The sequence below is a fragment of the Acinetobacter sp. AG1 genome (genome assembly GCF_001005525.1).
Taxonomy (GTDB): Bacteria; Pseudomonadota; Gammaproteobacteria; order Pseudomonadales; family Moraxellaceae; genus Acinetobacter; species Acinetobacter modestus.
In genome coordinates this window covers 30,898-53,196 of sequence record NZ_LBMZ01000102.1, presented here as the reverse complement: position 1 = coordinate 53,196, position 22,299 = coordinate 30,898, and the positions used below count along the sequence as shown (strand labels likewise).

Below are 22,299 nucleotides of genomic sequence, written 5' to 3'. Positions count from 1 at the left end.
TTTTCTCTTTGGCTTTTAATAATCAATCTTTAATGAAAGTTTTTTAAATGCTCATTTATACACAACTATAAATTTTATTAAACCCATGACAACAAGGGGAATTCACGTGGGATTCAAGCCTATTCCAACCCTTATTTCTTTATTCATTTCGCTTCTCATATGGTTCATTATTCCAGTTCCTTCTGGTGTCGATCCGAATGCATGGCATTTGTTAGCAATGTTTGTCGGTGTCATTGCCGCGATTATTGGTAAAGCCATGCCAATTGGTGCAATTGCGATTATTGCTATTACCTTAGTCGCCGTGACGGGTGTCACCAATGATAGTCCCAGCGGAGCTATCCAAGATGCACTCAGTAGTTTTGCTAACCCTCTGATTTGGTTGATTGGTATTTCGATCATGATTTCTAAAGGTTTGCAAAAAACAGGATTGGGTGCACGCTTAGGCTATTTATTTATCGCGGTTTGGGGCAAGAAAACTATTGGTATTGGATATAGCATGGTGCTTTCCGAGCTGATTCTTGCGCCAGTGACACCTAGTAATACGGCTCGTGGCGGTGGGATTATTCATCCGATTGTACGCGCGATTTCTACCAGTTATGACTCTGACCCAGCCAAAGGCACTGAAGGTCGTATGGGGAAATATTTAGCTTTGGTGAACTACCAAGCCAATCCAATTACTTCTGCCATGTTTATTACCGCAACTGCACCTAACCCATTAGTGGTTGATCTGGTAGCGAAAGCAACCAACAGTCAGATTTCATTGAGCTGGAGTACATGGGCACTGGCGATGTTATTACCTGGTTTAATTGCCTTAATCATCATGCCATTAATCATGTATTGGATGTATCCACCTGAAGTCAAAGAAACACCCAATGCGGCTCAGTTTGCCAAAACCAAGTTAAAGGAAATGGGTCCCATCAGCAAAAATGAAATCATTATGCTCGGTGTATTTGGGATTTTACTGCTGTTATGGGCGGGTATTCCTGCCATGATATTTGGCTCAGTTTGGGCAGTTGATCCAACCACAACGGCTTTTATTGGTTTGAGCTTGCTGCTAATTACGGGTGTACTGACTTGGGAAGATATCCTGACGCAAAAAAGCGCATGGGATACTATTACTTGGTTCGCAGCTTTGGTAATGATGGCGACTTATTTAAATAAGCTCGGTTTAATCACATGGTTCTCAGGTGTGCTCGAAACTGGGATTGGCCATTTAGGCTTGAGTTGGATGCCTGCCTGTTTGTTATTGATGCTCGCCTATCTATATGCACATTATATGTTTGCCAGTACCACGGCACATATCACTGCCATGTTCGCGGCCTTCTATACGGCTGGACTGGCATTGGGTGCGCCACCGATGTTGTTTGCCTTAATGATGGCAGCGGCCTCTAGCATCATGATGACCTTAACCCATTATGCAACAGGTACATCGCCTGTGGTATTTGGTTCAGGTTACACCACACTGGGTGAATGGTGGAAGGCAGGCTTTGTCATGAGTGTCGTCAATATCATCATTTTTGTGGTGATTGGCGGACTTTGGTGGAAAATGTTAGGTTATTGGTGATTAAATATGAGGAACATTCTGTACGATTAGGAATGTTCCTCTAAATTTAGATTCCCAAATGTAGAACATATAAACTATTATTAGAATCAATGACCTTCTGCATAAGTTCTGCCAATATTTCAATTTTTTGTATCACTTCATTCTTTTGCATAATGATTTTTTCATAACCCGCTGTTTGTCTTAAAATACGATCAACATTTTCATTTGGGTCAATCACATCATCATATGCATGAATAAAAGTATACTCGCCTGTTAACGTTAAAACTTTTGGCGATAACTTTAAAATATTAACTAGACTAGAAAACAATTGAAATGCTTCTTTAGCTCCATCTCCATCAATCACTGTTACACCATAATAATTTAAACCAGTATGCCTAACTTTTAAACTTGGATTATAGGTAGGTATCCATTTTAAAAAATCATTAAAATAAATAATAAGATCATCATGGATTGAAACATCATGAGAAACCTTACCGACTAGCTCGCAGCAATCATCATAAGAGAATTCATTTTTATTTAATAAAACAAAATCATGTAGTAATGCCATAAATAGAACCTCAATTTAAATGGTAGTTTTCTCTATCTATCAAAGCTTTCCACTCTTCATGGCTATAAAGTTTAAGATTTTCTAGCTGAGTTCCTACCAACAAAAAACGATCATCCCATGTAAGAACCTCCCTATCATCTTCTAGTTTTCTTTCTGAAAACTTTGGAAAAAAATTAGCATCAAAATCCATTATACCTATTTCAAGTAGATGCTTTACCTCTCTAGGATTTTCAGGAAGAGAATGAAATACAGGAATAATTTCTATTAATTTGCAGGCAATTTGATATGGCTCAGAATAAAAATCATCTAAATACCATTTCTGATCAGCCCCTTTCCATATATATGCATCTGAACCATTTTGCTCGATTAACAATGTCTCAGTAACAGCATTTGGATCTTGATACCAAACGATAAATTCTAAACTTTTAGTAGGAATAATTGAAAACGTTGGAGGTTTTAGATACGGATACGCTTTTAATATCTTAGAAAATAATTGTTGGATTGAGATTTTTAACTCTTCAAGATTTTGCTCTTTATAAAAAATATTGTCTAACTCAAGGATATTGTCTTTTAAATTTAAAATGCTTTTCATTTTATAAAAAATAAGGGCTGAATCTTCAGCCCTTATTTTTAGCTAAACCAACAAATTAAGTCAATTGAGCAGCTTGGATCTTCTTAGTATCAACTTGATCAGCTTCTTTAGTATATTCGCCCATCTTGTCGAAGTTTAAGTATTTGTAGATGTCAGCAGCAGCACTGTCGATTTGCGACGCGTACTGTTGATATTCTTCTGGGCTTGGTAATTTACCAAGAACCGCAGCTACAGATGCAAGCTCAGCAGAAGCTAAGTAAACGTTTGCACCTTGACCTAAACGGTTCGGGAAGTTACGAGTAGAAGTCGATACACATGTAGTGTTCGGTGCTACACGTGCTTGGTTACCCATACACAATGAACAGCCCGGCATTTCAGTACGCGCACCAGCACGACCATAAATGTTATACAAACCTTCTTCCATCAATTGATGCTCGTCCATACGCGTTGGTGGAGCCAACCATAAACGAGTAGACAACGAACCACTTGGTACTTTGTCAAGTAACTGACCAGCAGCACGGAAGTGACCAATGTTAGTCATACAAGAACCGATGAATACTTCATCAATTTTGTCGCCTTGAACGTCAGAAAGAAGTTTCGCATCATCTGGATCGTTCGGGCAGCAAAGAATTGGTTCTTTGATGTCAGCAAGATCGATTTCGTAAACTTTTAAGTATTCTGCATCAGCATCCGCTTTTAACAAGCTTGGGTTGTCTAACCATTTCTGCATGTTTTCAGCACGGCGCGCCATTGTACGAGCATCGCCATAACCTTCTGCGATCATCCACTTCAACATGGTGATGTTAGAACGTAGGTATTCAGCAACTTTCTCTTCAGAAAGTGTGATTGAACAGCCAGCAGCAGAACGCTCAGCAGATGCGTCAGAAAGTTCAAATGCTTGCTCAACAGTCAAGTCATTTTCCATTTCTGATAAATCGATCTCAAGGATGTTACCAGAGAAGATGTTTTTCTTACCTTTCTTCTCTACAGTTAAGTCACCAGCTTTGATCGCATAGTAAGGAATCGCATGTACAAGGTCACGTAAAGTGATACCAGGCTGCATTTTACCTTTGAACTTAACAAGTACAGATTCAGGCATATCAAGTGGCATAACGCCAGTTGCAGCTGCGAACGCAACAAGACCAGAACCCGCTGGGAATGAAATACCGATTGGGAAACGAGTATGTGAGTCACCACCAGTACCAACAGTATCTGGAAGTAACATACGGTTTAACCAAGAGTGGATAATACCGTCACCTGGACGTAAAGATACACCACCACGGTTCATGATGAAGTCAGGTAATGTATGGTGAGTTGTTACGTCAACTGGTTTTGGATACGCAGCAGTGTGACAGAAAGACTGCATCACTAAGTCAGCTGAGAAGCCCAAGCACGCTAAATCTTTTAACTCGTCACGAGTCATAGGACCAGTAGTATCTTGAGAACCAACAGTTGTCATCTTAGGTTCACAGTAAGTACCCGGACGGATACCTTGACCTTCAGCTAAACCACATGCACGACCAACCATCTTCTGAGCTTGTGTAAAGCCTTTACCAGTGTCAGCAGGTTGTACTGGAGTACGGAATAAAGTAGAAGGTGCAAGACCTAATTCTTCACGTGCTTTCGCAGTTAAACCACGACCAATGATCAAGTTAATACGACCACCAGCACGTACTTCGTCTAAAAGTACAGGCGTTTTAAGCTCAGCTTCTGCAATTTGTGCACCGTCTTTGAATGCAGTAACTTTTGCAGCAGTATGATCAATTTTCAATACAACTTCGTCGCCCATGTTCATGTTAGCAACGTCGATTTCTACAGGTAATGCACCTGCATCTTCCATTGTATTGAAGAAAATTGGAGCGATCTTAGAACCTAAGCACACACCACCATCTTTTTTGTTTGGAATGTGTGGAAGTTCGTCACCGAAGAACCAAAGTACAGAGTTAGTTGCAGATTTACGGCTTGAACCCGTACCAACAACGTCACCAACGTAAGCAACTTGGTTGCCTTTCGCAATCAATTCTTTGATTTGGTTTAATGGACCAACTTCACCTGGTTTTTCAGGATTGATACCGTCACGCTCGTTTTTCAACATTGCATTTGCGTGTAATGGGATATCTGGACGGCTCCAAGCGTCTTGAGCTGGAGACAAGTCATCAGTATTCGTCTCACCTGTTACTTTGAACACTGTGATTTTGATTTCTTCTGGAACGTCAGCACGGCTTGTGAACCATTCTGCTTCAGCCCAAGATTGTAAAACAGCTTTAGCCGCAGCATTGCCTGCTTTTGCTTTGTCCGCTACGTCATGGAATGCATCAAATACAAGAAGAGTTTTCTTCAATGCTTCTGCAGCTAATTCAGCAAGCTCAGCATTGTCAAGAAGTTCAACTAAAGGAGCAACGTTATAACCACCAAGCATCGTACCTAGTAAGTAAACTGCACGCTCTTTAGTTACAAGTGGAGAAGTTGCTTCGCCTTTTGCTAGAGCAGCCAAGAAAGCAGCTTTAACATACGCAGCTTGGTCAACACCTGCTGGAACACGGTTTTCAAGCAAATCTACTAAAAATGCTTCTTCGCCTGCTGGTGGATTTTTTAATAAAGTTACAAGTTCAGCAGTTTGAGCATCATCAAGCGGCTTCGGTGGGACTCCGAGTGCGGCACGTTCTTCAACGTGTTGGCGGTAAGCTTCTAGCACAGTGTTATTCCTCTTTTTTAAAAAATTACTTGTAAGTTCCAGCTTGCTACAAGCTTTACAAGTAATATGGACAGCAAAATTTTACTAGACTTCGCGTTAAAAGTTAATGCAACTACCGTATTTCTACGTGATGCCCATTATTTTATAGCGAAATGTTCGTCTCTTTTGAATACCGCTTTGGTCTTAGATCAAAGCTTAATAAAACAACAAATTACATGCATAAAAAAAGACAACTAATGTTGTCTTTCAAATGAACCTATTAAAATGATTTATACTTTGGTAGCTGGTCATGTGGTGTAGCCAAGCATTGTTCAGTAAATTTCTGTTTCAACTGTTCACGTTCTGCATCGGGGTTCGCCTTCAGTTGATCGATTGGCATTGCATATACCGTTTCAATAATTTCAAAGATAAATTTACGTGTTGTTTCATCTTCAATTTTATCTGCATGTTCTTTTGCTTGCTTTTGTTCAATGCCATTTTGACGATCCAAAGTAATTGAACGTGCTGCATTGCCCACACTGACACAATAACCATGCCACTGTTCTACTGGAGTTAATTGCTTTTTATCTGCACAACCAACTAACACCAAACCTATTGCAATCAAAAAAACTTTTTTCATCATCGTACTGCGATTAATTTGATGCACACATCATACTGAAAGTTGTTCATTTTGCAAAAAAGAAGCGTTTAAATCGGTATGAGCTGCAATAAAATAATACAAATCATTTACTGCATCGCATGCTATTACCCATTTTCTGACATTTACCGCCTGTAGAAGAAAGATATGTTGTGCCTGCAACTAAATTATAAGGTTTACCTTTCGCATCCCAACATCTTACACCATTACAATTCTTCACAGGGATCAGTGCTTCGCTCGCGGCTGTAATGGTTGCGTTTGATGTTGCAATAGTTGTACCTGTTGATTTCGCAGTTTGTGTTGTTACCGTTGTAACATTTTTTTGTTCTTTGTTATTGGCCACGGAAACGTTTATCGCACTGGGAGTTGTCACTGTTGCATTTATATTTTTTTTAGTTGGATCAAGTTGAGGATCTTGCTTCTGAGTGGGTGGTGGTGTTGCAGAATAAGTCGTTACCCCTTTCGAATCGACCCATTTATAATACTCTTTTGCATTTGCTTGGATTGTAAAGCTGAGCAATATTAAGCCTATAGTTGCCAAAAGTTGACTTAAAGTGACAGGTTTCATCCACTCTCTCCAAAAAATGTCATTAATCTATATATTTTTCAATAGCTTATTTTTATTTTAGCATATTTTTAAAAATGTCCAGTATAAAAAAACCTGCTTTATTTTCATAAAACAGGTTTGCTAAAAAAGCTTTAAAAGCGCCAATTATAGAATACGTCAATTGCACGCTCTAAAGATTGACTTGCTTCTAAGTATAAACGGCGATTCATTTGATAACGCAAGGTCAATTTATTTACAGGTGTAAACACGCCTATGCCATAACGAATAAACAGGTCTGGCGTGATATAGCCCGTTAAACTCACTTGAGTGTCATCACCTGTACCCTGTGCATCAAGTGCTAAACCACTGAGACCAAATGTTCGACCAATCTGATTCGTTAAGGCCCGCGTTCCTCCTAAGCCCATACTAATGCCTGCCGCTGCAATGGTATTGTTTACATCAGATTTAAAGCCTTCTGTATTACTTAGGCCGCTACTCCCTTCATTGATACGACCTGTGACCAATGCATTCAATGCTTCTTGTTCAGATAAACCTGCATCATTATAAATTTGAACATTTGGAACGGTTGCTGTCCCAGTAACACGTAAACCAACCATACTACCTTGGACTGATTTATTCGCATCAATATCAAGTGTTGGATTCGCAAGTGGACCATTAAAACGTGCGATTGCTCGGTTTAAATCTAAGCTTTGACCATAAGCTTCAATCTTCACTTTCTGACTTACACCAATTGCACCATTTGCTCGCATTGCAGTTTCTAAACCACGTTGTGATAAATGCAAGCGACCAGCCAATGGAATATTACTTTCAAAACCTTGGAAGATCACTTGATTACCCAATGTCAGTGTCATATCCGCACGAATATCCCACGGTTTAGCTGCTTTCAATGTTGCAAGTAAATCTTGTCCTTGCTGTACGACTCGTACATCTGGTGAAATATTTACAACTGGTGCAGTAGTCTCTGGCATAGAAATACGAGCACGTGGTACATCAATCGTTCCTCTTAAACTCAATTGTTGTTTAAATGGGTAAACATCCAAATTTAAATCTGGTTGCACGATTGCGGTAATCATCGGCGCTTGTCGAATTAAAAGATTATCGCCTTTCAAACTAAGCGCGAGATGAGGATCTTCTTTCCAATCGAAGCTACCTTTTAATCGCCCAACCCCTTGTCCACTGTTGAACGCACCATCAATACTTGCTGAATCTTGTCGAATAGACGAATAAAGCTGGATATTATTTAGATTTACAGGCAGTGAAATCATACTAATTGCACCATTTTTTAAGCGCATTTCACCTGTAAATTGTGGCTGAGTCAGTGTGCCATTAATTTTTCCAGCAAGTGCTAGTGTACCCGCCATTGAACGTACATCTTTAATAAATGGCTTGAAGACTTTGAGTTGTACATCATCAAAAGCAACTTCACCACGCATTGGCATTCCATTTTGAAATGGATTCACGATCACGTTAGCGTAACCTGTACCAATGTCTGGTGTTTTCATATCCACACGGAATAACAAGCCATCATTGACACTTTTCGCAATTAAGCTCAATTCATCATAGGTGACTGTGGTCGCAATATCTTGAGGATCATCAGGTGCAAGACCTATTTCACCTTTACGAGTGACTAAACTTGCATCCAGTTTTGGGCGACTACCTTTAGCCCACGAAGCTCGAGCATAACCATTCAGTTGACCAGTAACTGCTAAACCTTCTGGCATAAATACCGCAAAATCATTTAAATCTAGATTATTGGTAACAACTGAAAAATTTCCTTTATTTTGGCTAATACGTGCCGATTGATCTAAACAAACCTGACTATGCAGACTTTGCCAACAATGCTGTCCAATATAAAGTTCAGATTGGGCTGTAGAATAAATGATAGCTGCGCTTTGATTTTGTACTAAATCAATACGGCGTGATTTAAAGTGACCTTTTTGTAATTGTCCTAACCATTCATTGTTCTGATTGAAACCACCTGCAAGCTGTACATAAAAATTAGATTGGCGATTATTACTTTCAACTTTTAATACATGTGCTTTGCGCGTACCACCTAAGTTAATCGTTGCATTTTCTATTTCACGATTACCACTACGTAAATGATCAACTTTGGCAACTAATAATGTAGGTGTTGCTTCAGAAGTTGGCAATTCACCTTGAATACGTAAAGATCGAATACTCGCCAACTCATTAAATGCAAAATTATCTACCGCAATATTTGCCGTTGCTTTTAAACGTGGTTGTGATTGAACGTTTAAAACGCCGTAGGCACGACCTTGCAAACCTGGATAAAGCTCATACAGGGCTGGAGCATTCAGTTTCACTCTTAAACTTTGTGCATTACCTGTGGCTTGTAACTGGTTCTGAGCATAGGCAAAAAATAAGTTATTGGCTTCAAACTGTTGTGGTAAAAAACCTTTCTGATTGGAGTCTAACAACAAAGTAAGATTGCCACGACCACGAACAGGTTTATTATTCAGAAACCCTGCCGCGTTTAAATCCCGAATATCAATGCGCTTCAACTTTTCGGACCAAACACCTTGTGTTTTAACATGCCCTGAGAGTTCACCTTTAAGTGTTGAAACAAAATACTGTGGTTTAAAGCGTACTAAAGATGCATTGATATCCCAACCAAGTTTATCTTTTAGATTCACAGCACCTGTAGCAAAAATCTTACCTGCCACACCATCATGTTTTAACTCATTAATTTTTATATATTCTGGTGTTCCTGCCACGTTGATTTTCAACAATCCATTGCCTTGATTTAATGCATTTAATGAACCGTTGTAATCAACTGCAAAACTTTTAAAACCTCCACCAGAATTCTGATCATTAAACATTAAAGCGGCTGTACTTTTGCCTTTTAATGCAACGGTTTCTATACGATCTGACTGAACAATTTGACCTTTTAAATCAATACGATCAAGTTGAATGATTTGTTGATTCGGTTTTGCAAAACCAGTTGCTTTAATATCACCATTTAATAGATTAACAGGTGCAGTAGCAACGACTGTTTGTGGATTGAAATTCTCGGCTTTAAGCTGAGCCTGCCACGCTAACTGTTGCTTTTCAGTAGGTAATTTAACTTTTGCTTGACCAGACAAACTACCTTTCGCAGCCTGATAACGAAAGTTTTCAACATTCAGCAGATTTGATTTTATATCAAGACGGGCATCATATTTACCTGTTGGTAATAATGCTTTCTCATGAGGTTTCACAGTTGTAGAAACATAGATATCTTGTTGACCTTGTTTTAAGGCGATGTCGGTATGACCGTCTTCGCTACTCAACCAACCAATATAAGGGACTGCTCGATCTATATTTTTCCATGCAACATTTAATAGCATCGGCTGCGGTTTGTGATCTTTCGATGCAGCTTGATTGAGTTTAACAGCCCAAGTTTCATATTTATCAAAAGCAAGCTGTGCACTTAAAGCTAAACCTTTTTCCAAAGATCCGGATGAACTTAAATTAGCATCTAAATTAGGTGGTAAAAAATCCTGTGCGATTTGCGGAACAGTTTTATCTTTAGGATTTAAATGATCCAAACGACCTTTAATATCCCATGAAACATGCTCATGCCAATTGACTAAACCTTTGAGCGCAATAGATCCACCCATTAATTGACCATTAAAGTCTTGAATATTCAATTGATTCTTTAGATCTGTCTCCATTAAAGCATTGTATTTACCTTCGGGGATTTGCTCACCTTTTAAATCGATATCTAGATTTAGAACCAATTTTTGAATATCACCACTAAATCTAGCAACACCATCTTTGGCAAATAATTTCTGTTCTTGCAACAAAGGTAAATGATAATTTTTAAAAAGCAGTTCGCCTTGCATCGGTACGTGATCGCGTACTGGGTGTATAACAGCCCAACCCGTTAATAAATCTGGGGTCTGGGTTGCGATACCTGCTTTTAATGTATCTAAAGATCCCGCTGCAACAACTTTAATAGTATGAATATTTAAACTTTTTAACGATGGAATAATTAGATCTGCTTTCGCATTAATTGGATATTTACCACTAAAATCCATTTTCCCTGTTGCATGTTGGACTGCTAGATATCCCATATCCATTTTAGAGTCCTTAAACTCTAATTTGGTTCCAGACCATAGGGCATCTTTCAAGTAAATATCATTAAAACCAACTTTCGATGTTTGAGTTTTAATCTCAAGATGATCAAGAGTTGCTTCATCTACACGCAATACAAATGGAAGTTTGATTGCATCAAAGGCAAATGGTTTACCTGAAGGCGGTTTTTTGTTGATCACTTTCAGATTACGTACATCAGCATGACTTAAATGTATTTCTTTATTTAAGATTGCGCGCCAACCAAGAGAAACATCAGCACGATCCAAAGAAACATCTACAGCTTTTAATTGAACTAAAACATTCTTAAGGATGATTCCTCTGAGTAAATTTCCACCTTCATATTCATAACGAATCATTTTTTGGCTTTGCAGTACTCGATCTAATAAAAAACGACTGCCTTTGTCGGTAGAAATCATAACGATTAAAGAGCTAACCAATAACAAAAGTATGATCGACAAAATTAACGCAACACTTCTCATGATGCGTCTTTCTGATCTTGGTCCAACTGGTGGCGTTAGTTGCGGTTCTACTTCCGTCATAATCAACCTAAAATTGTTTGAGCTTTTCTAGAGGATGTTTTTAAATTATTAAAGCTGTGAGCCGATGAAAAAATGTAATCGGATCGGGTTATTGTCATTGGAAATACCAGATGCCACATCAAGCCGTATTGGTCCTATTGGTGATCTCCAACGGATACCAACACCAATACTGTATTCGGTTGGATTACTAAACTGTTTGTCATATGCATTACCAAAGTCAGAGAAAATTGCTGCTCGCCAACCATCTTTAAACTGATAATTGTACTCTAAAGATCCTACGCCTAAAGCTTGTCCACCGATTTTAAAACCGTTCTCCTCTGGCGAAAGACTTTTGTAATCGAAACCGCGTAAGGACTGGTCTCCCCCCGTAAAGAAACGGAGGTTATAAGGCACTTTATTAAAATCATCTGTGAAAATATAGCTTGTGTCAGCTCGACCTACAAATTGGTGATTTTCATTTTCACCCAATGAATAAATAAAACGCCATCCACCTGTCAAAATTGCCATATTTGCATTTGATAATAATGACTCTGTCCCTAATTCAAGCTTGTAAGTTTGCTTAAAACCTTTGGTTGGATTCAAACGAGAATTACTATTAGTCTTAGAAAGTTCATATCCAAATAACAAAGATTCTTGTTCAGAATCAATCCCTGAAACTTTAAAAGCGTCAGGTAATTCATTAATATCAATATCACCTTTTTTAGTTAGACGATCTAAACGGTAACGTAAACCAATGATATGTTGCCAATCGCCCAAAGGATTTTTAATAACGCGTTCACCACCTAAAACAGCAGACTCAACCAATAAATTAATATCTGGGCCAATGTCGTTGCGCTCTTCGCGCTCGTAACCCCCCACAAGGTTAAAGTAATCGTTGAGTGGATGTTTATAAGGGATGCTGTATCGCCCATCTATAGATTGACGAATTTGTGACACCTCAATGTTGGCATCAAATGCATGACCATACTTATTTACAATTGCTCGTCTGTATTGACTACGCACACGAGCACCCGTGTCTGTACCGTAACCAATACCAGTTTCTAAACTATTCAAACGATCTGCATTAAGCGTGACTACGACTGGAATTTTTTTCTCAATTCTCGTTTGCTCTTCTAATTTCTGGCGTTCCTCTTCGTCATCATCATGTTCATGTGATAAGGGCATAGAGCGTGCTAAAGCGTATGCTTGTGGGGGTTGACCTCCAGAAAATTGCGTTTCATCAACGACATCTTGCGTCACTTCTTGTGCAGACGTTACTTTTTGTCTTGCCAACTCTGCTTTCTGTTGACTATTTAGCAATTGAGATTGTTGTATTTTCTGTTGATCGACTAAAGCTTGAAGATCTGGCGCTAATTCTAAAGTAGGCTGGACTGGGTCAGGTTTAATCGTATCTACCAATGTGTAATTAAAGTAACGTGTATTGGTTAAGTTATTTGCTAAGGCATTTACACGCCAAAATGCATAGTCATCACCCTCTTTCCAAGGTGCCAAACTATCTAAAACTTTTTGAGTTAAAGGCAATGGCTTAGTAGGATCGCTCATACGATACTCAACTTGTTTAAGCTTATATCGCTCACCCGTCTCATATTTTAGATTAATTTCAGCTACTTTTTCTGGCTGGCTAATTTTGACATCATGCAAACGCCAATAACTATCAAAAAAACCGTTATCTGATGCTGCATTCACTATCTTTGTTTTTGTCGTTTCATATTTACCGTGATTAAAGATATCCCCTTTGTCTTGTTCAGGGATCAAGCGTAAAACTTGGAATTGAGGCAAGTTTTCACCCGCACCAGAAAATTCAATATTTTGCTCTTTAATACGGACGGGTTCATTCGGTGTGACAATAACTTTGACTTTATTATCACTTACCCGTTCAAACTTATACGTGGCATTATAATAGCCTACAGCTTGTGCAGCCTGATTGGTCAACACTCTTAATTGAGGTAACGCAACGTTAAAGTCTTCAAAAGATTCTTGAGTAAAACTTGATAGTTTTGCTTTTATATTTGCAGCCAACGCAGGAGGAGCACCAGTTACATCAGCAGTAATACGTGGGATTTTCTCTGCACCCATTAAGTTATCTGGGTGAAAACGATTCCATATTTTTCGAAAGAACCCGACTTTTTCTTTAGGCTGATCACTTTGTGTTTGAAACTCAGGTAATGTCCGACCCGTTTCATTTGCTTCAACGACAATCTTACTGTCGGTTTGAATGTCTTGCATTAGCCGATTAATATCCACTGGAGCCTTAGTAATTTCTATCAGTTCAGGCTGTGAAATCTCATTAACAACTGTTGGTGGATTTTTTGACGTACTTTCTCGATAAGCTTGGGCCTCATTTTTTGCACTCTCAGCCTCACGAAAAATTTCATTCGCCATTGTTTGATCAACAGGGATAACTGGCAAATTTTCTAAATTATCATCAAGCTGAATCGGTTTTAATTCATTAATCTGATTATTAGACTGCTCTTGCTGTTTTAATGCCAACAAGCTGTCTTGTTCAGCTTGATTAGCAAGAGACTGATTTGTACTGCTTGATAAAACAGTTGATGTGTCCTCAGTACTTTGATCAGATTTAACTTGATTCAAAGACTGTTGGTCTACGGTTTTATTATTTGATGTATCTGTTAATTGTTCTTGCGCACAAACAGCTGATATACAAGAAGTAATTAAAAAAGTGCTACAAATAAGTTTAGGAAAGCTCTGCATTTTAAATATTAAATGCATAGAATGAACCAACGTTAACTGTTTAAAATTAGCTTTAGATGACATGTAGAACTCTAAACTTATTTTTAATTTATCATTTGTGACTGGTGAAAATACTTCAAATCTTTGATTTTCATCCAATCAAATATGAAAGTATCATACATGCATTTTGTAGCATTTTTACAGTACGTCACATTTTTTTATAAAACACAATGAAGTGAACACACGATGAAACAAGATGAGCGCTTAATGACATCACGTCGGTTTGCACCGATGTTTTTCACTCAGTTTTTTGGAGCCTTAAATGACAATGTTTTTAAGCAAGCTCTACTTTTAGTGATCACTTATGGTTGGATTCAGCAACAAAGTGCTCCCGTCAGTACGCTCAATAATCTAGCTGCCTTATTATTTATCTTGCCTTACTTTTTCTTTTCTGCAACTGCTGGGCAAATTGCTGATAAATATGAAAGATCTCAACTAATTCGCTTTATAAAAATATTAGAAATTATCATTATGTTGATTGGAACCGCAGGGTTTTTGCTTGGAAATTTATGGTTACTACTTTTTGCATTATTTCTGATGGGGACGCACTCAACTTGTTTTGGTCCAATCAAATATGCAATTTTACCAGAAATTCTAAAACAAGAAGAATTGATGTCTGGTAATGCACTTTTCCAATCAGGTACATCGATCGCAATATTATTAGGGATGATTCTTGGAGGTGCAGTCATTGCATCATCGGAAGGAAACTTATTGTGGATTAGTGTCACTGTTGTCATCATAGCTTGCTTAGGCTATTTATGTAGCCGATTTATTTTACCTCAAAAGGTTGCAGCGCCAGATTTACAAATTGACTGGAATTTTTTTCGTACAAGTTTTCAAACTTTAAAATATGCTAAAAGCCTTCCAATCATATTTATTGTTTTGCTCGGTAATTCTTGGTATTGGTTTTATGGCGCAACCTACTTAACTCAAATTCCTCAATTGACCCAACAAAACCTGCATGCTTCTGAAAACGTTGTCAGTCTACTTCTCACCTTTTTCTCTGTTGGGATTGGTGTAGGTTCATTACTGTGCAGACGTATCGGTGGTACAGAGATCAATATTAAAATGGTACCTTACGGTGCGATTGGGTTAACGATCTTTGCTTTGTATTTAGCAGCGAGCCTCTCTTTTGTTCCTGAACGAACTGGCGATTTACTGAGTTTAAAAGATATTTTTACCCAAGGTACCGTGTACTATCATGTCATGCTTGCCGTGACTTTATTAGGTATTAGTGGTGGATTTTATATTGTGCCGCTATATGCAATGATGCAAGCTTACTCACCACGTTCTCACCGTGCGCGTGTGGTGGCCGCAAATAATATTCTAAATGCTGTATTTATGGTTTCTTCTGCAGTTTTCTCAATTTTAATCTTAAGCATTTTAAAAATTGATATTAAAATATTATTTACGATTACTGCAGTTTTAAGTGCAATTTTCTCATTTTGGTTATTAAAGCGTTTAAAACCATTGTTGGAAAATGCACCCAATACTTTAGAGGATTAATATATGCGTCATTTTACAGGTATCGATAAACTTATTAATTCTTTTGATCAGGCGCTGCGTAGCTTAGTGCCAGGGGCAACTGCTGCTCAACGATCTAATCCCGCAAATTCAGAACCTTCACAATTATGTGTTAGCGATGCTCGCCATGTAGCAGGTTTAATGCGTGTCAATCATAGTGGCGAAGTCTGTGCGCAAGCGCTTTATCACGGTCAGGCGCTCACTGCAAAGCTGCCTCATGTTAGAGAAGAAATGCAACAAGCTGCGATAGAAGAACAAGATCATCTCGCTTGGTGTGAAGATCGTTTAAAAGAATTAGACAGTCATACGAGCGTACTCAATCCAATTTGGTATGGTTTATCTTATGGCATGGGTGCAATAGCAGGTATTGCAGGTGACAAATATAGCTTAGGTTTTGTTGCTGAAACGGAACGTCAAGTCAGCCAACATCTACAGGAACATATTCAACAACTTCCATCTCATGATGATCGTTCACGTAAAATTTTAGAACAAATGAATGAGGATGAATTACACCATCGCGAAACAGCCTTAAAGGCTGGAGGTGTTGATCTACCTGTACCTGTGCGTATTACCATGACAGCTATATCAAAATTGATGACTAAAACCAGTTATTATTTATAAATAAAAAAAGGGGAAATTGTAATTTCATAATTCCCCTTTTTTATTACTTCAATCAATTTAAATAATTCTATTTAAAAATTAACGTAACCCACGTTCAGCTTTAAAACGTTCCAAATTTCGAACTGCATCTTGATAACGGGATTGGACTCTGCTGCTATTAATACGCAAATCATATAAACGTTTTCTATAATCATCACGATCCTTAACAGATAAGTCTTTACGCTCTAACTCTTTTAAATAATAGTTAATGTCATTTTGTGAGCGATCAAATTCAGAATTTGCTTGATAGTAGTCATTTGCAACTTGATAATATATTCGCAACGATTCACGTTTATCTAACGGACAGATACGAAAATCACCACGCCCTTCTAATGCTTCATTGAAAATGGTTTCTGGTCGGCAGTAATAACCCAAACCTTTTTGGTAACCTTGTTCATAAAGCTTTTGATTTGGCACGATATTGGCTTTTTGGCAAGAAGAATAATATTTATCTAATCGAGATTCCTGTCCTGCTGCACCGTCTTTTTCTCCAACATTAAACCAATTTGCAGTTTTACATTGTTCAACACTCATGGCAGCACAGCCTGAAAGTAAAATTGTAAAGCCTACTAAAAATGAAATTCTCTTCATGGAATATTGTTCCTATTATTATAGTGTTACAGATAAAAAGCGTTACATAGAAATAACTGGATAAGAATTTTTCCTATCATAATCTAAGTCTGGAATCTGCCATAAATCATAAAGTGGAATTTTAACATCTAATGCTAATGGTAACTTTTTTGGATTAAATTGCATATCGTCTAAAGTCTCCCCCCAAGCAATCACATCAATATCCAAGCTAATATTATGTGATGGACGAACTCGACCAGATTGTGCTTCTAAGTTTTTCAGGGTTTCAGTGATCTCATCAACACTCAGTCGACTTTTTAATAAACAAGCTGAATTCCAATAATCGGCACCAACACGATCCCGACATGGGATTCTATAAATTGAAGAAAATTCCACTATACCTAAGCTTAATATCTGTTGATAAGCAAAAGTGAAATTTTGTTTTTGTTTGAGGTTACTCGCCAATGCGAGCGCAAAAATTGTTTCTGTTGCGTTCAAGGCGAATTCCTACTGCATTGGCTTGTGCAATGATGGCGGGTTTACGAATAGTGATAACGATCGATTCAATTGAAGAAAATGTCGTAAATAGACATTCAAGCACCAATTGTGCAGCATGCTCAATCAATTTGGGTTTGGCTTTTTGAATCACCTGAGCTGCAAGTTCGCAGATTTGTGCATAATTCAGCGTATCTTCTAGCTCATCTGATTGCGCAGCTTGAGTTAGATCATTATGAATGGTGAGATCTAGCATCAAAGGTTGAATAATTTGGCGTTCCCAGTTGAAACAACCAACCACAGTATCCACCTTCAACCCTTCAATTATAATGGCATCCATAATGACCTAATGAACCGATAAATAAATTAATGCTTTAAAAACGAAGCAGGTTCAATATTGTGAACCATTTTTAAACGTTGGTCAGCATAAATATCGGTATATGGTGCGAGAACACGCATGAAACGATCAAAATATAGCATTTGCTTGAATAACAAAGCGAAGTCACGTGGAAATTTAATGCCGTGACGTTCACCTACTGCCACCATATCCATCATGATGTCATTCAAATCTGCTGGATTGGAACTGAGAATTTCTTGTGGGTCTGCCAATAACACTCCACTAAACAAACGCTCTAAATCATCAGCAAGCACTTGTGTATCAATTTTCTGATGGGTCATCCCCATCTTAAGCATGTTCTCAGCCATAGCAGTGTAATTGGTATGCTGTAATGCATCCATAAATGCCATACATGCTGTCCAAACCTCAGGATTCAATTGCCCGACAATCCCGAAATCAATAAAACCAATACGGCCATCTTCAAGTAACATCAGATTTCCAGCGTGTAAATCAGCATGGAAACTCTTACATAGCATGAGACTACCAAACCAAGTATTCATGGCCGTAATCAGAACTTGTGTTGGATCTTTGGCATATTTTTTAACAACATCAAAATCAGTTAATGACACCCCGTACAAGCGCTGCATGGTAAGTACACGACGCGTTGAAAATTGATGATAAACTTTTGGTGCAGTGGCAGCCTGATTGCCAGAAATGTTCAGATATTGAATAAAGTCATCCAGATTCTGTGCTTCTTCAATAAAATCAACCTCACGTACCATACGTGTTTTGATCTCATCCACGATTTCAGAAAGTGAAGCAAATTTAATTTTAGGAACTGCTCTTTCTAACAGTTTAGTTGCCCAATGTACGACATTTAAATCAGTATATAAAATCGTCTCTACACCAGGTTTTTGCACCTTTAATACCACATCTTCACCCGTAACTAGTCGAGCGGCATGGACTTGTGCAATTGAAGCTGAAGCTAGTGGCTTTTCATCGATAAAACTAAAAATTTCATTCAGATTACGGCCTTCAAATTCTTCAGCTAATACTTGTTGGATATAGCTAAATGGTAAGGTTGGCGTTTGATCTAAACAGCCTTGGAATTCCTGAACGTATTCACGAGGGAACAAAGACGGCGTACTAGCAATAAACTGACCCAGTTTAATATATGTTGAACCAAGCGACTCAAAGGTCTCACGCATGAGTTTTGCATTACTTGGTTTTTCAGTTGCATATTTCACACCTGCTTGTGCCGCAACAATAACTGTTTCACCGATACGTGCAACAGAACGTAATCCATCGAATAAAATATTTCTTTTCATAATCTTTCATTGCCTTACAGATGGCCTTAGTTTAGCAAATTTTGCTCAATTTACCGATCAAGTTGCCTGACAAACTGGACAATTTACATCTTTTTCAAATTTAAGAATGCGTTGTGAGAGATTTAAACCATTCCAAAGCAACAATTTTTGCTTTAATGGTGTTAAACCAAGCCCTAAAAACAGCAAAGTGTGATGCGCTTGTAATGACGCTATCATTACAGGAGTGGTAGCTAATACACCTGACTCCGCACAACGTAACCCTTCATTGGCATGATCTTCTTTCGGAAACAGGCATTCATAACAAGCTGAATCAGCATCCACCATAAACAGTTGCCCTTCAAAACCAATGGCTGACGCACTGATAAGTGGTACTTGATGTTTTCTACACACCGCATTCACTAGATAACGGGTGGTAAAATTATCACAACCATCTAAAACTACATCTTGATGCTGTACAAGTTCATCAGCATTCGTTTCATCGAATCGTATATTTTGATAGCTAACTTGTATATTCGGATTAATGTCTTTTAGATGCTTTGCCAGTATTTCGGCTTTGTATCGACCTAAATCTTTTGTCGTAAAGGCAATTTGTCTTTGCAGATTACTCATTTCAATCGTATCGGCATCGACAATGGTAATTTTACCTACACCTGCACGTGCCAACAGCTCGGCACTGGTACAACCAATTCCGCCAGCTCCGATAATCAGCACATTGGCGAGTTTGAGTTTTTCTTGTGCTTCGATATCCCAACCATCTAATAAAATCTGACGACTATAGAGATGCATTTCCTCATTACTTAGCTCAAATTCGTTTTCAAAATGGTTTGACACGTAAATTGCTTCTTTATCATCAAAAGTGTTCATGATTTTAAGTCGATGTAGGTTCTGAGGAAAGTAATAAATTAGAACGAACACTGTTTTCTTTTGACAAAAAGCTATTTTTACCCCAATATTTTTCTTACTCTTTAACAGCTTAATAAAATCAATAAGTTACAATTTGGGTCAAAACTTTGGGTATTTACCCAATTTTCTTGATAAATCCATGTTTTAACTTATTTTATTTACTCTATTTTACTGTTCACTGCCATATAGGCAGCTTAGAAAACCGAGATTAATTGAATCGGTACTGTTTTGCAGTTCACTGCCATATAGGCAGCTTAGAAATCCTGAAATCATTATGTTTTCAAGAATGGGTCGTTCACTGCCATATAGGCAGCTTAGAAATAATGATATTGAAGATATTAAATTAGCTAAAAGTTCACTGCCATATAGGCAGCTTAGAAATAGTGAATTTTTTATTGCTGCTTATCCGTGTTGTTCACTGCCATATAGGCAGCTTAGAAAGCCCCAGTAAATAGTATTGTACATTTGCTTTTGTTCACTGCCATATAGGCAGCTTAGAAATATTCCAGTTATTAATTCTGATCATTCTGAGAGTTCACTGCCATATAGGCAGCTTAGAAACAGAGCTTACAAACGAGCAGATCGGTCAGGTAGTTCACTGCCATATAGGCAGCTTAGAAAACCCGAACCCATAACATTCTCACGGATGGGGCGTTCACTGCCATATAGGCAGCTTAGAAAATGTGCGGATAAGCCCCAAAATTGATAGCAACGTTCACTGCCATATAGGCAGCTTAGAAAATCACAGCAAGATTCTTTTTAAATTCAGGGCGGTTCACTGCCATATAGGCAGCTTAGAAACTATCATTGTGGTACTCCTGAAACATCGTTACCGTTCACTGCCATATAGGCAGCTTAGAAATTGATGCAGTTGATCACCGTTTACAGTTTCACGTTCACTGCCATATAGGCAGCTTAGAAAATCAATCGAGCTTTACCAAGCGCAGGCACAACGTTCACTGCCATATAGGCAGCTTAGAAATAAGGCACGATAAATTTTTGCTCGTACTTCATGTTCACTGCCATATAGGCAGCTTAGAAAGTGACCACACCGACTGCAGGCTTTGTCGATATGTTCACTGCCATATAGGCAGCTTAGAAACCAACGTTGGTTTGGGATGATGTCAAAGGCGGTGTTCACTGCCATATAGGCAGCTTAGAAAATGTTGTATCTAAATTACTTAATAGAGCGCCAGTTCACTGCCATATAGGCAGCTTAGAAATTGCTCTTTCAGTATTTCGTTTGATCCACTCAGTTCACTGCCATATAGGCAGCTTAGAAAATATTGTGAAAAAGGTTTAAACCCGCCCGTGTGTTCACTGCCGTATAGGCAGCTTAGAAACATCGAGCATCAATGAATTAATCTGTAATGCTGTTCACTGCCGTATAGGCAGCTTAGAAAAATCACAAAAAGTTTAGTTTTACTTGTCATTCGTTCACTGCCGTATAGGCAGCTTAGAAAATCAAAGGAGATAGGACGGACTTTAATTTGCCAGTCGTTCAGTGTCACATAAGCAATCTCTAAATATTCATCAATAAGAATTTACTACTGATTTAATTGGATGCTCTCACCAAAATAAATAAACTTCTAAAATGATATGCTTGTAGATTTTATAAAAACAATTTGTTAAATTGCATAAACGAATATTTATTGGATATATTATGAGAAAAAAAATATTAAAATCTGCTTTTGCTTTAATGATACTAACAACATTAAATTTAAATGCTTATGGAAATATTTATATCTCTATTCCCTCTTTTAAAAAACCTAAAATTTCACCTTTCACCAAAGCACAAGCTCTTAAAACTGATGAGTTTGAAACATCAACAAAACAATTATTGGAAGAAGGTTACATACCAATTAAATCGCAAACTTTTAATGGTCGAGATGATTTTCGAGGATATGAAAATGTAGTTGCTGCTTTAGAAAAAAGGGGGGATAATCTAGGTGCTCAAATCGTCTTATTTACAAATGAAAAACCAACTGGACAAATTGGCTACTATAATTTTTCAACTCCATTTGTACAAAATACATCGATGCAATCAAACTTTGAAAGCACTAATAATAATTTTAATTCAGCAAATAATTCTTTAACTCAAACTGCTCCGAAATATAATGCTCAAAGAGAATATATTGTCAGTTATTTTTATAAATTTCACTCAATTACAGGTGTCTATCCTATTGACTTATCAGATTTAGACAAATCAAGAACAGGGCAATTAGAAGGCATAAAAGCAAAATATATTTCAAAGAATTCACCTTCCACAGATGTAATTTTAGAGGACGATATTATTTTAAAAATTGATAATATTGTTGTCAGAGATGTTAGTAATTTTGTTGACATATCGAATTATTTAAAAAATGGAAAGGTTGAATTAGAAATTCTTAGAAAAGGCCAGAAATTAGTTAAAGAAATCTTATTAAAATAAGATTTCTTTAACAACTCAATTTAATGTTTAAACCAAAATTCATAAAAATTATAATTTCTT

16 protein-coding genes and 1 CRISPR repeat array are annotated in these 22,299 nt (G+C 37.7%); of the genes, 4 read left to right on the top strand and 12 right to left on the bottom strand.

What is annotated here, in order from left to right:
* Positions 1–106 precede the first annotated feature (106 nt).
* Positions 107–1,564, top strand: a complete 1,458-nt coding sequence (locus AAV96_RS06245) for a DASS family sodium-coupled anion symporter (RefSeq protein ID WP_046738697.1) — start codon at positions 107–109, stop codon at positions 1,562–1,564.
* A gap of 46 nt (positions 1,565–1,610) precedes the next feature.
* Here the strand turns inward: AAV96_RS06245 and AAV96_RS06240 are convergent, their stop codons facing one another.
* The 7 genes from AAV96_RS06240 to AAV96_RS06210 all read right to left on the bottom strand — a co-directional run bounded on the left by AAV96_RS06240 (position 1,611) and on the right by AAV96_RS06210 (position 14,015).
* Positions 1,611–2,111, bottom strand: a complete 501-nt coding sequence (locus AAV96_RS06240) for a hypothetical protein (RefSeq protein WP_032873050.1) — start codon at positions 2,109–2,111, stop codon at positions 1,611–1,613.
* Positions 2,112–2,121: 10 nt separating this feature from the next.
* Positions 2,122–2,703 carry a hypothetical protein gene (locus tag AAV96_RS06235; protein WP_046738696.1) on the bottom strand — a complete coding sequence of 194 codons (582 nt, stop codon included), beginning with the start codon at positions 2,701–2,703 and terminating at the stop codon, positions 2,122–2,124.
* 55 nt (positions 2,704–2,758) lie between these two features.
* Entirely contained in the window at positions 2,759–5,398 is a 2,640-nt protein-coding gene (locus tag AAV96_RS06230; protein WP_004661858.1) for a bifunctional aconitate hydratase 2/2-methylisocitrate dehydratase, read from the bottom strand.
* Positions 5,399–5,657: 259 nt separating this feature from the next.
* Complete coding sequence (locus AAV96_RS06225; protein WP_046738704.1) at positions 5,658–6,017, bottom strand: hypothetical protein; 360 nt, start codon at positions 6,015–6,017, stop codon at positions 5,658–5,660.
* Between the two features lie 103 nt (positions 6,018–6,120).
* On the bottom strand, positions 6,121–6,603 hold the full coding sequence (locus tag AAV96_RS06220) for a DUF4124 domain-containing protein (protein ID WP_046738695.1): 483 nt from the start codon (positions 6,601–6,603) through the stop codon (positions 6,121–6,123).
* A gap of 131 nt (positions 6,604–6,734) precedes the next feature.
* On the bottom strand, positions 6,735–11,240 hold the full coding sequence (locus AAV96_RS06215) for a translocation/assembly module TamB domain-containing protein (protein ID WP_046738694.1): 4,506 nt from the start codon (positions 11,238–11,240) through the stop codon (positions 6,735–6,737).
* A 48-nt stretch (positions 11,241–11,288) separates the two neighbouring features.
* Complete coding sequence (locus tag AAV96_RS06210) at positions 11,289–14,015, bottom strand: autotransporter assembly complex protein TamA (RefSeq protein WP_046738693.1); 2,727 nt, start codon at positions 14,013–14,015, stop codon at positions 11,289–11,291.
* A 162-nt stretch (positions 14,016–14,177) separates the two neighbouring features.
* Here AAV96_RS06210 and AAV96_RS06205 point away from each other — a divergent pair, with 162 nt between their 5' ends.
* Both AAV96_RS06205 and coq7 read left to right on the top strand, forming a co-directional pair.
* Positions 14,178–15,497: an MFS transporter gene (locus AAV96_RS06205; protein WP_046738692.1), complete on the top strand. Its 1,320-nt coding sequence runs from the start codon at positions 14,178–14,180 to the stop codon at positions 15,495–15,497.
* A gap of 3 nt (positions 15,498–15,500) precedes the next feature.
* Positions 15,501–16,136, top strand: coding sequence for a 2-polyprenyl-3-methyl-6-methoxy-1,4-benzoquinone monooxygenase (gene coq7 / locus AAV96_RS06200; RefSeq protein ID WP_046738691.1), 636 nt, complete (start codon positions 15,501–15,503; stop codon positions 16,134–16,136).
* A 78-nt stretch (positions 16,137–16,214) separates the two neighbouring features.
* On the opposite strand, the gene AAV96_RS06195 is transcribed toward coq7, so the two are convergent.
* Genes AAV96_RS06195 through AAV96_RS06175 form a run of 5 tightly spaced genes read right to left on the bottom strand, consistent with a single transcriptional unit; the run spans position 16,215 to position 19,769 of the window.
* A complete protein-coding gene (locus tag AAV96_RS06195; RefSeq protein ID WP_046738690.1) occupies positions 16,215–16,766 on the bottom strand; it encodes a DUF2799 domain-containing protein in 552 nt (183 codons plus the stop codon).
* Positions 16,767–16,808: 42 nt separating this feature from the next.
* Positions 16,809–17,243, bottom strand: coding sequence for a 2-amino-4-hydroxy-6-hydroxymethyldihydropteridine diphosphokinase (locus tag AAV96_RS06190; protein ID WP_004662463.1), 435 nt, complete (start codon positions 17,241–17,243; stop codon positions 16,809–16,811).
* On the bottom strand, positions 17,200–17,580 hold the full coding sequence (gene folB / locus AAV96_RS06185; protein ID WP_046738689.1) for a dihydroneopterin aldolase: 381 nt from the start codon (positions 17,578–17,580) through the stop codon (positions 17,200–17,202). Before folB ends, AAV96_RS06190 begins: the two co-directional genes overlap by 44 nt.
* 26 nt (positions 17,581–17,606) lie before the next feature.
* Positions 17,607–18,905 (bottom strand): ABC1 kinase family protein, encoded by a 1,299-nt coding sequence (locus AAV96_RS06180; protein ID WP_004662468.1) that lies wholly within the window; start codon positions 18,903–18,905, stop codon positions 17,607–17,609.
* Between the two features lie 57 nt (positions 18,906–18,962).
* Positions 18,963–19,769 carry a HesA/MoeB/ThiF family protein gene (locus tag AAV96_RS06175; protein WP_171249131.1) on the bottom strand — a complete coding sequence of 269 codons (807 nt, stop codon included), beginning with the start codon at positions 19,767–19,769 and terminating at the stop codon, positions 18,963–18,965.
* Positions 19,770–19,981: 212 nt separating this feature from the next.
* Positions 19,982–21,271: a CRISPR direct-repeat array (repeat unit 28 nt; unit sequence GTTCACTGCCATATAGGCAGCTTAGAAA).
* 200 nt (positions 21,272–21,471) lie between these two features.
* On the opposite strand from AAV96_RS06175, the gene AAV96_RS17930 reads away from it, so the two are divergent.
* Positions 21,472–22,239 (top strand): hypothetical protein, encoded by a 768-nt coding sequence (locus AAV96_RS17930; RefSeq protein ID WP_046738688.1) that lies wholly within the window; start codon positions 21,472–21,474, stop codon positions 22,237–22,239.
* The last annotated feature ends 60 nt before the right edge of the window (positions 22,240–22,299 follow it).

What these genes read in the sequence shown, in the direction of transcription:
- AAV96_RS06215 (WP_046738694.1), bottom strand. Translation starts at nt 11,240, where the DNA reads ATGACGGAAGTAGAACCGCAACTAACGCCACCAGTTGGACCAAGATCA.
- AAV96_RS06220 (WP_046738695.1), bottom strand. Translation starts at nt 6,603, where the DNA reads ATGAAACCTGTCACTTTAAGTCAACTTTTGGCAACTATAGGCTTAATA.
- AAV96_RS17930 (WP_046738688.1), top strand. Translation starts at nt 21,472, where the DNA reads ATGAGAAAAAAAATATTAAAATCTGCTTTTGCTTTAATGATACTAACA.
- AAV96_RS06210 (WP_046738693.1), bottom strand. Translation starts at nt 14,015, where the DNA reads ATGTCATCTAAAGCTAATTTTAAACAGTTAACGTTGGTTCATTCTATG.
- AAV96_RS06225 (WP_046738704.1), bottom strand. Translation starts at nt 6,017, where the DNA reads ATGAAAAAAGTTTTTTTGATTGCAATAGGTTTGGTGTTAGTTGGTTGT.
- AAV96_RS06235 (WP_046738696.1), bottom strand. Translation starts at nt 2,703, where the DNA reads ATGAAAAGCATTTTAAATTTAAAAGACAATATCCTTGAGTTAGACAAT.
- AAV96_RS06205 (WP_046738692.1), top strand. Translation starts at nt 14,178, where the DNA reads ATGAAACAAGATGAGCGCTTAATGACATCACGTCGGTTTGCACCGATG.
- AAV96_RS06175 (WP_171249131.1), bottom strand. Translation starts at nt 19,769, where the DNA reads ATGAACACTTTTGATGATAAAGAAGCAATTTACGTGTCAAACCATTTT.
- AAV96_RS06180 (WP_004662468.1), bottom strand. Translation starts at nt 18,905, where the DNA reads ATGAAAAGAAATATTTTATTCGATGGATTACGTTCTGTTGCACGTATC.
- AAV96_RS06240 (WP_032873050.1), bottom strand. Translation starts at nt 2,111, where the DNA reads ATGGCATTACTACATGATTTTGTTTTATTAAATAAAAATGAATTCTCT.
- AAV96_RS06195 (WP_046738690.1), bottom strand. Translation starts at nt 16,766, where the DNA reads ATGAAGAGAATTTCATTTTTAGTAGGCTTTACAATTTTACTTTCAGGC.
- folB (WP_046738689.1), bottom strand. Translation starts at nt 17,580, where the DNA reads ATGGATGCCATTATAATTGAAGGGTTGAAGGTGGATACTGTGGTTGGT.
- coq7 (WP_046738691.1), top strand. Translation starts at nt 15,501, where the DNA reads ATGCGTCATTTTACAGGTATCGATAAACTTATTAATTCTTTTGATCAG.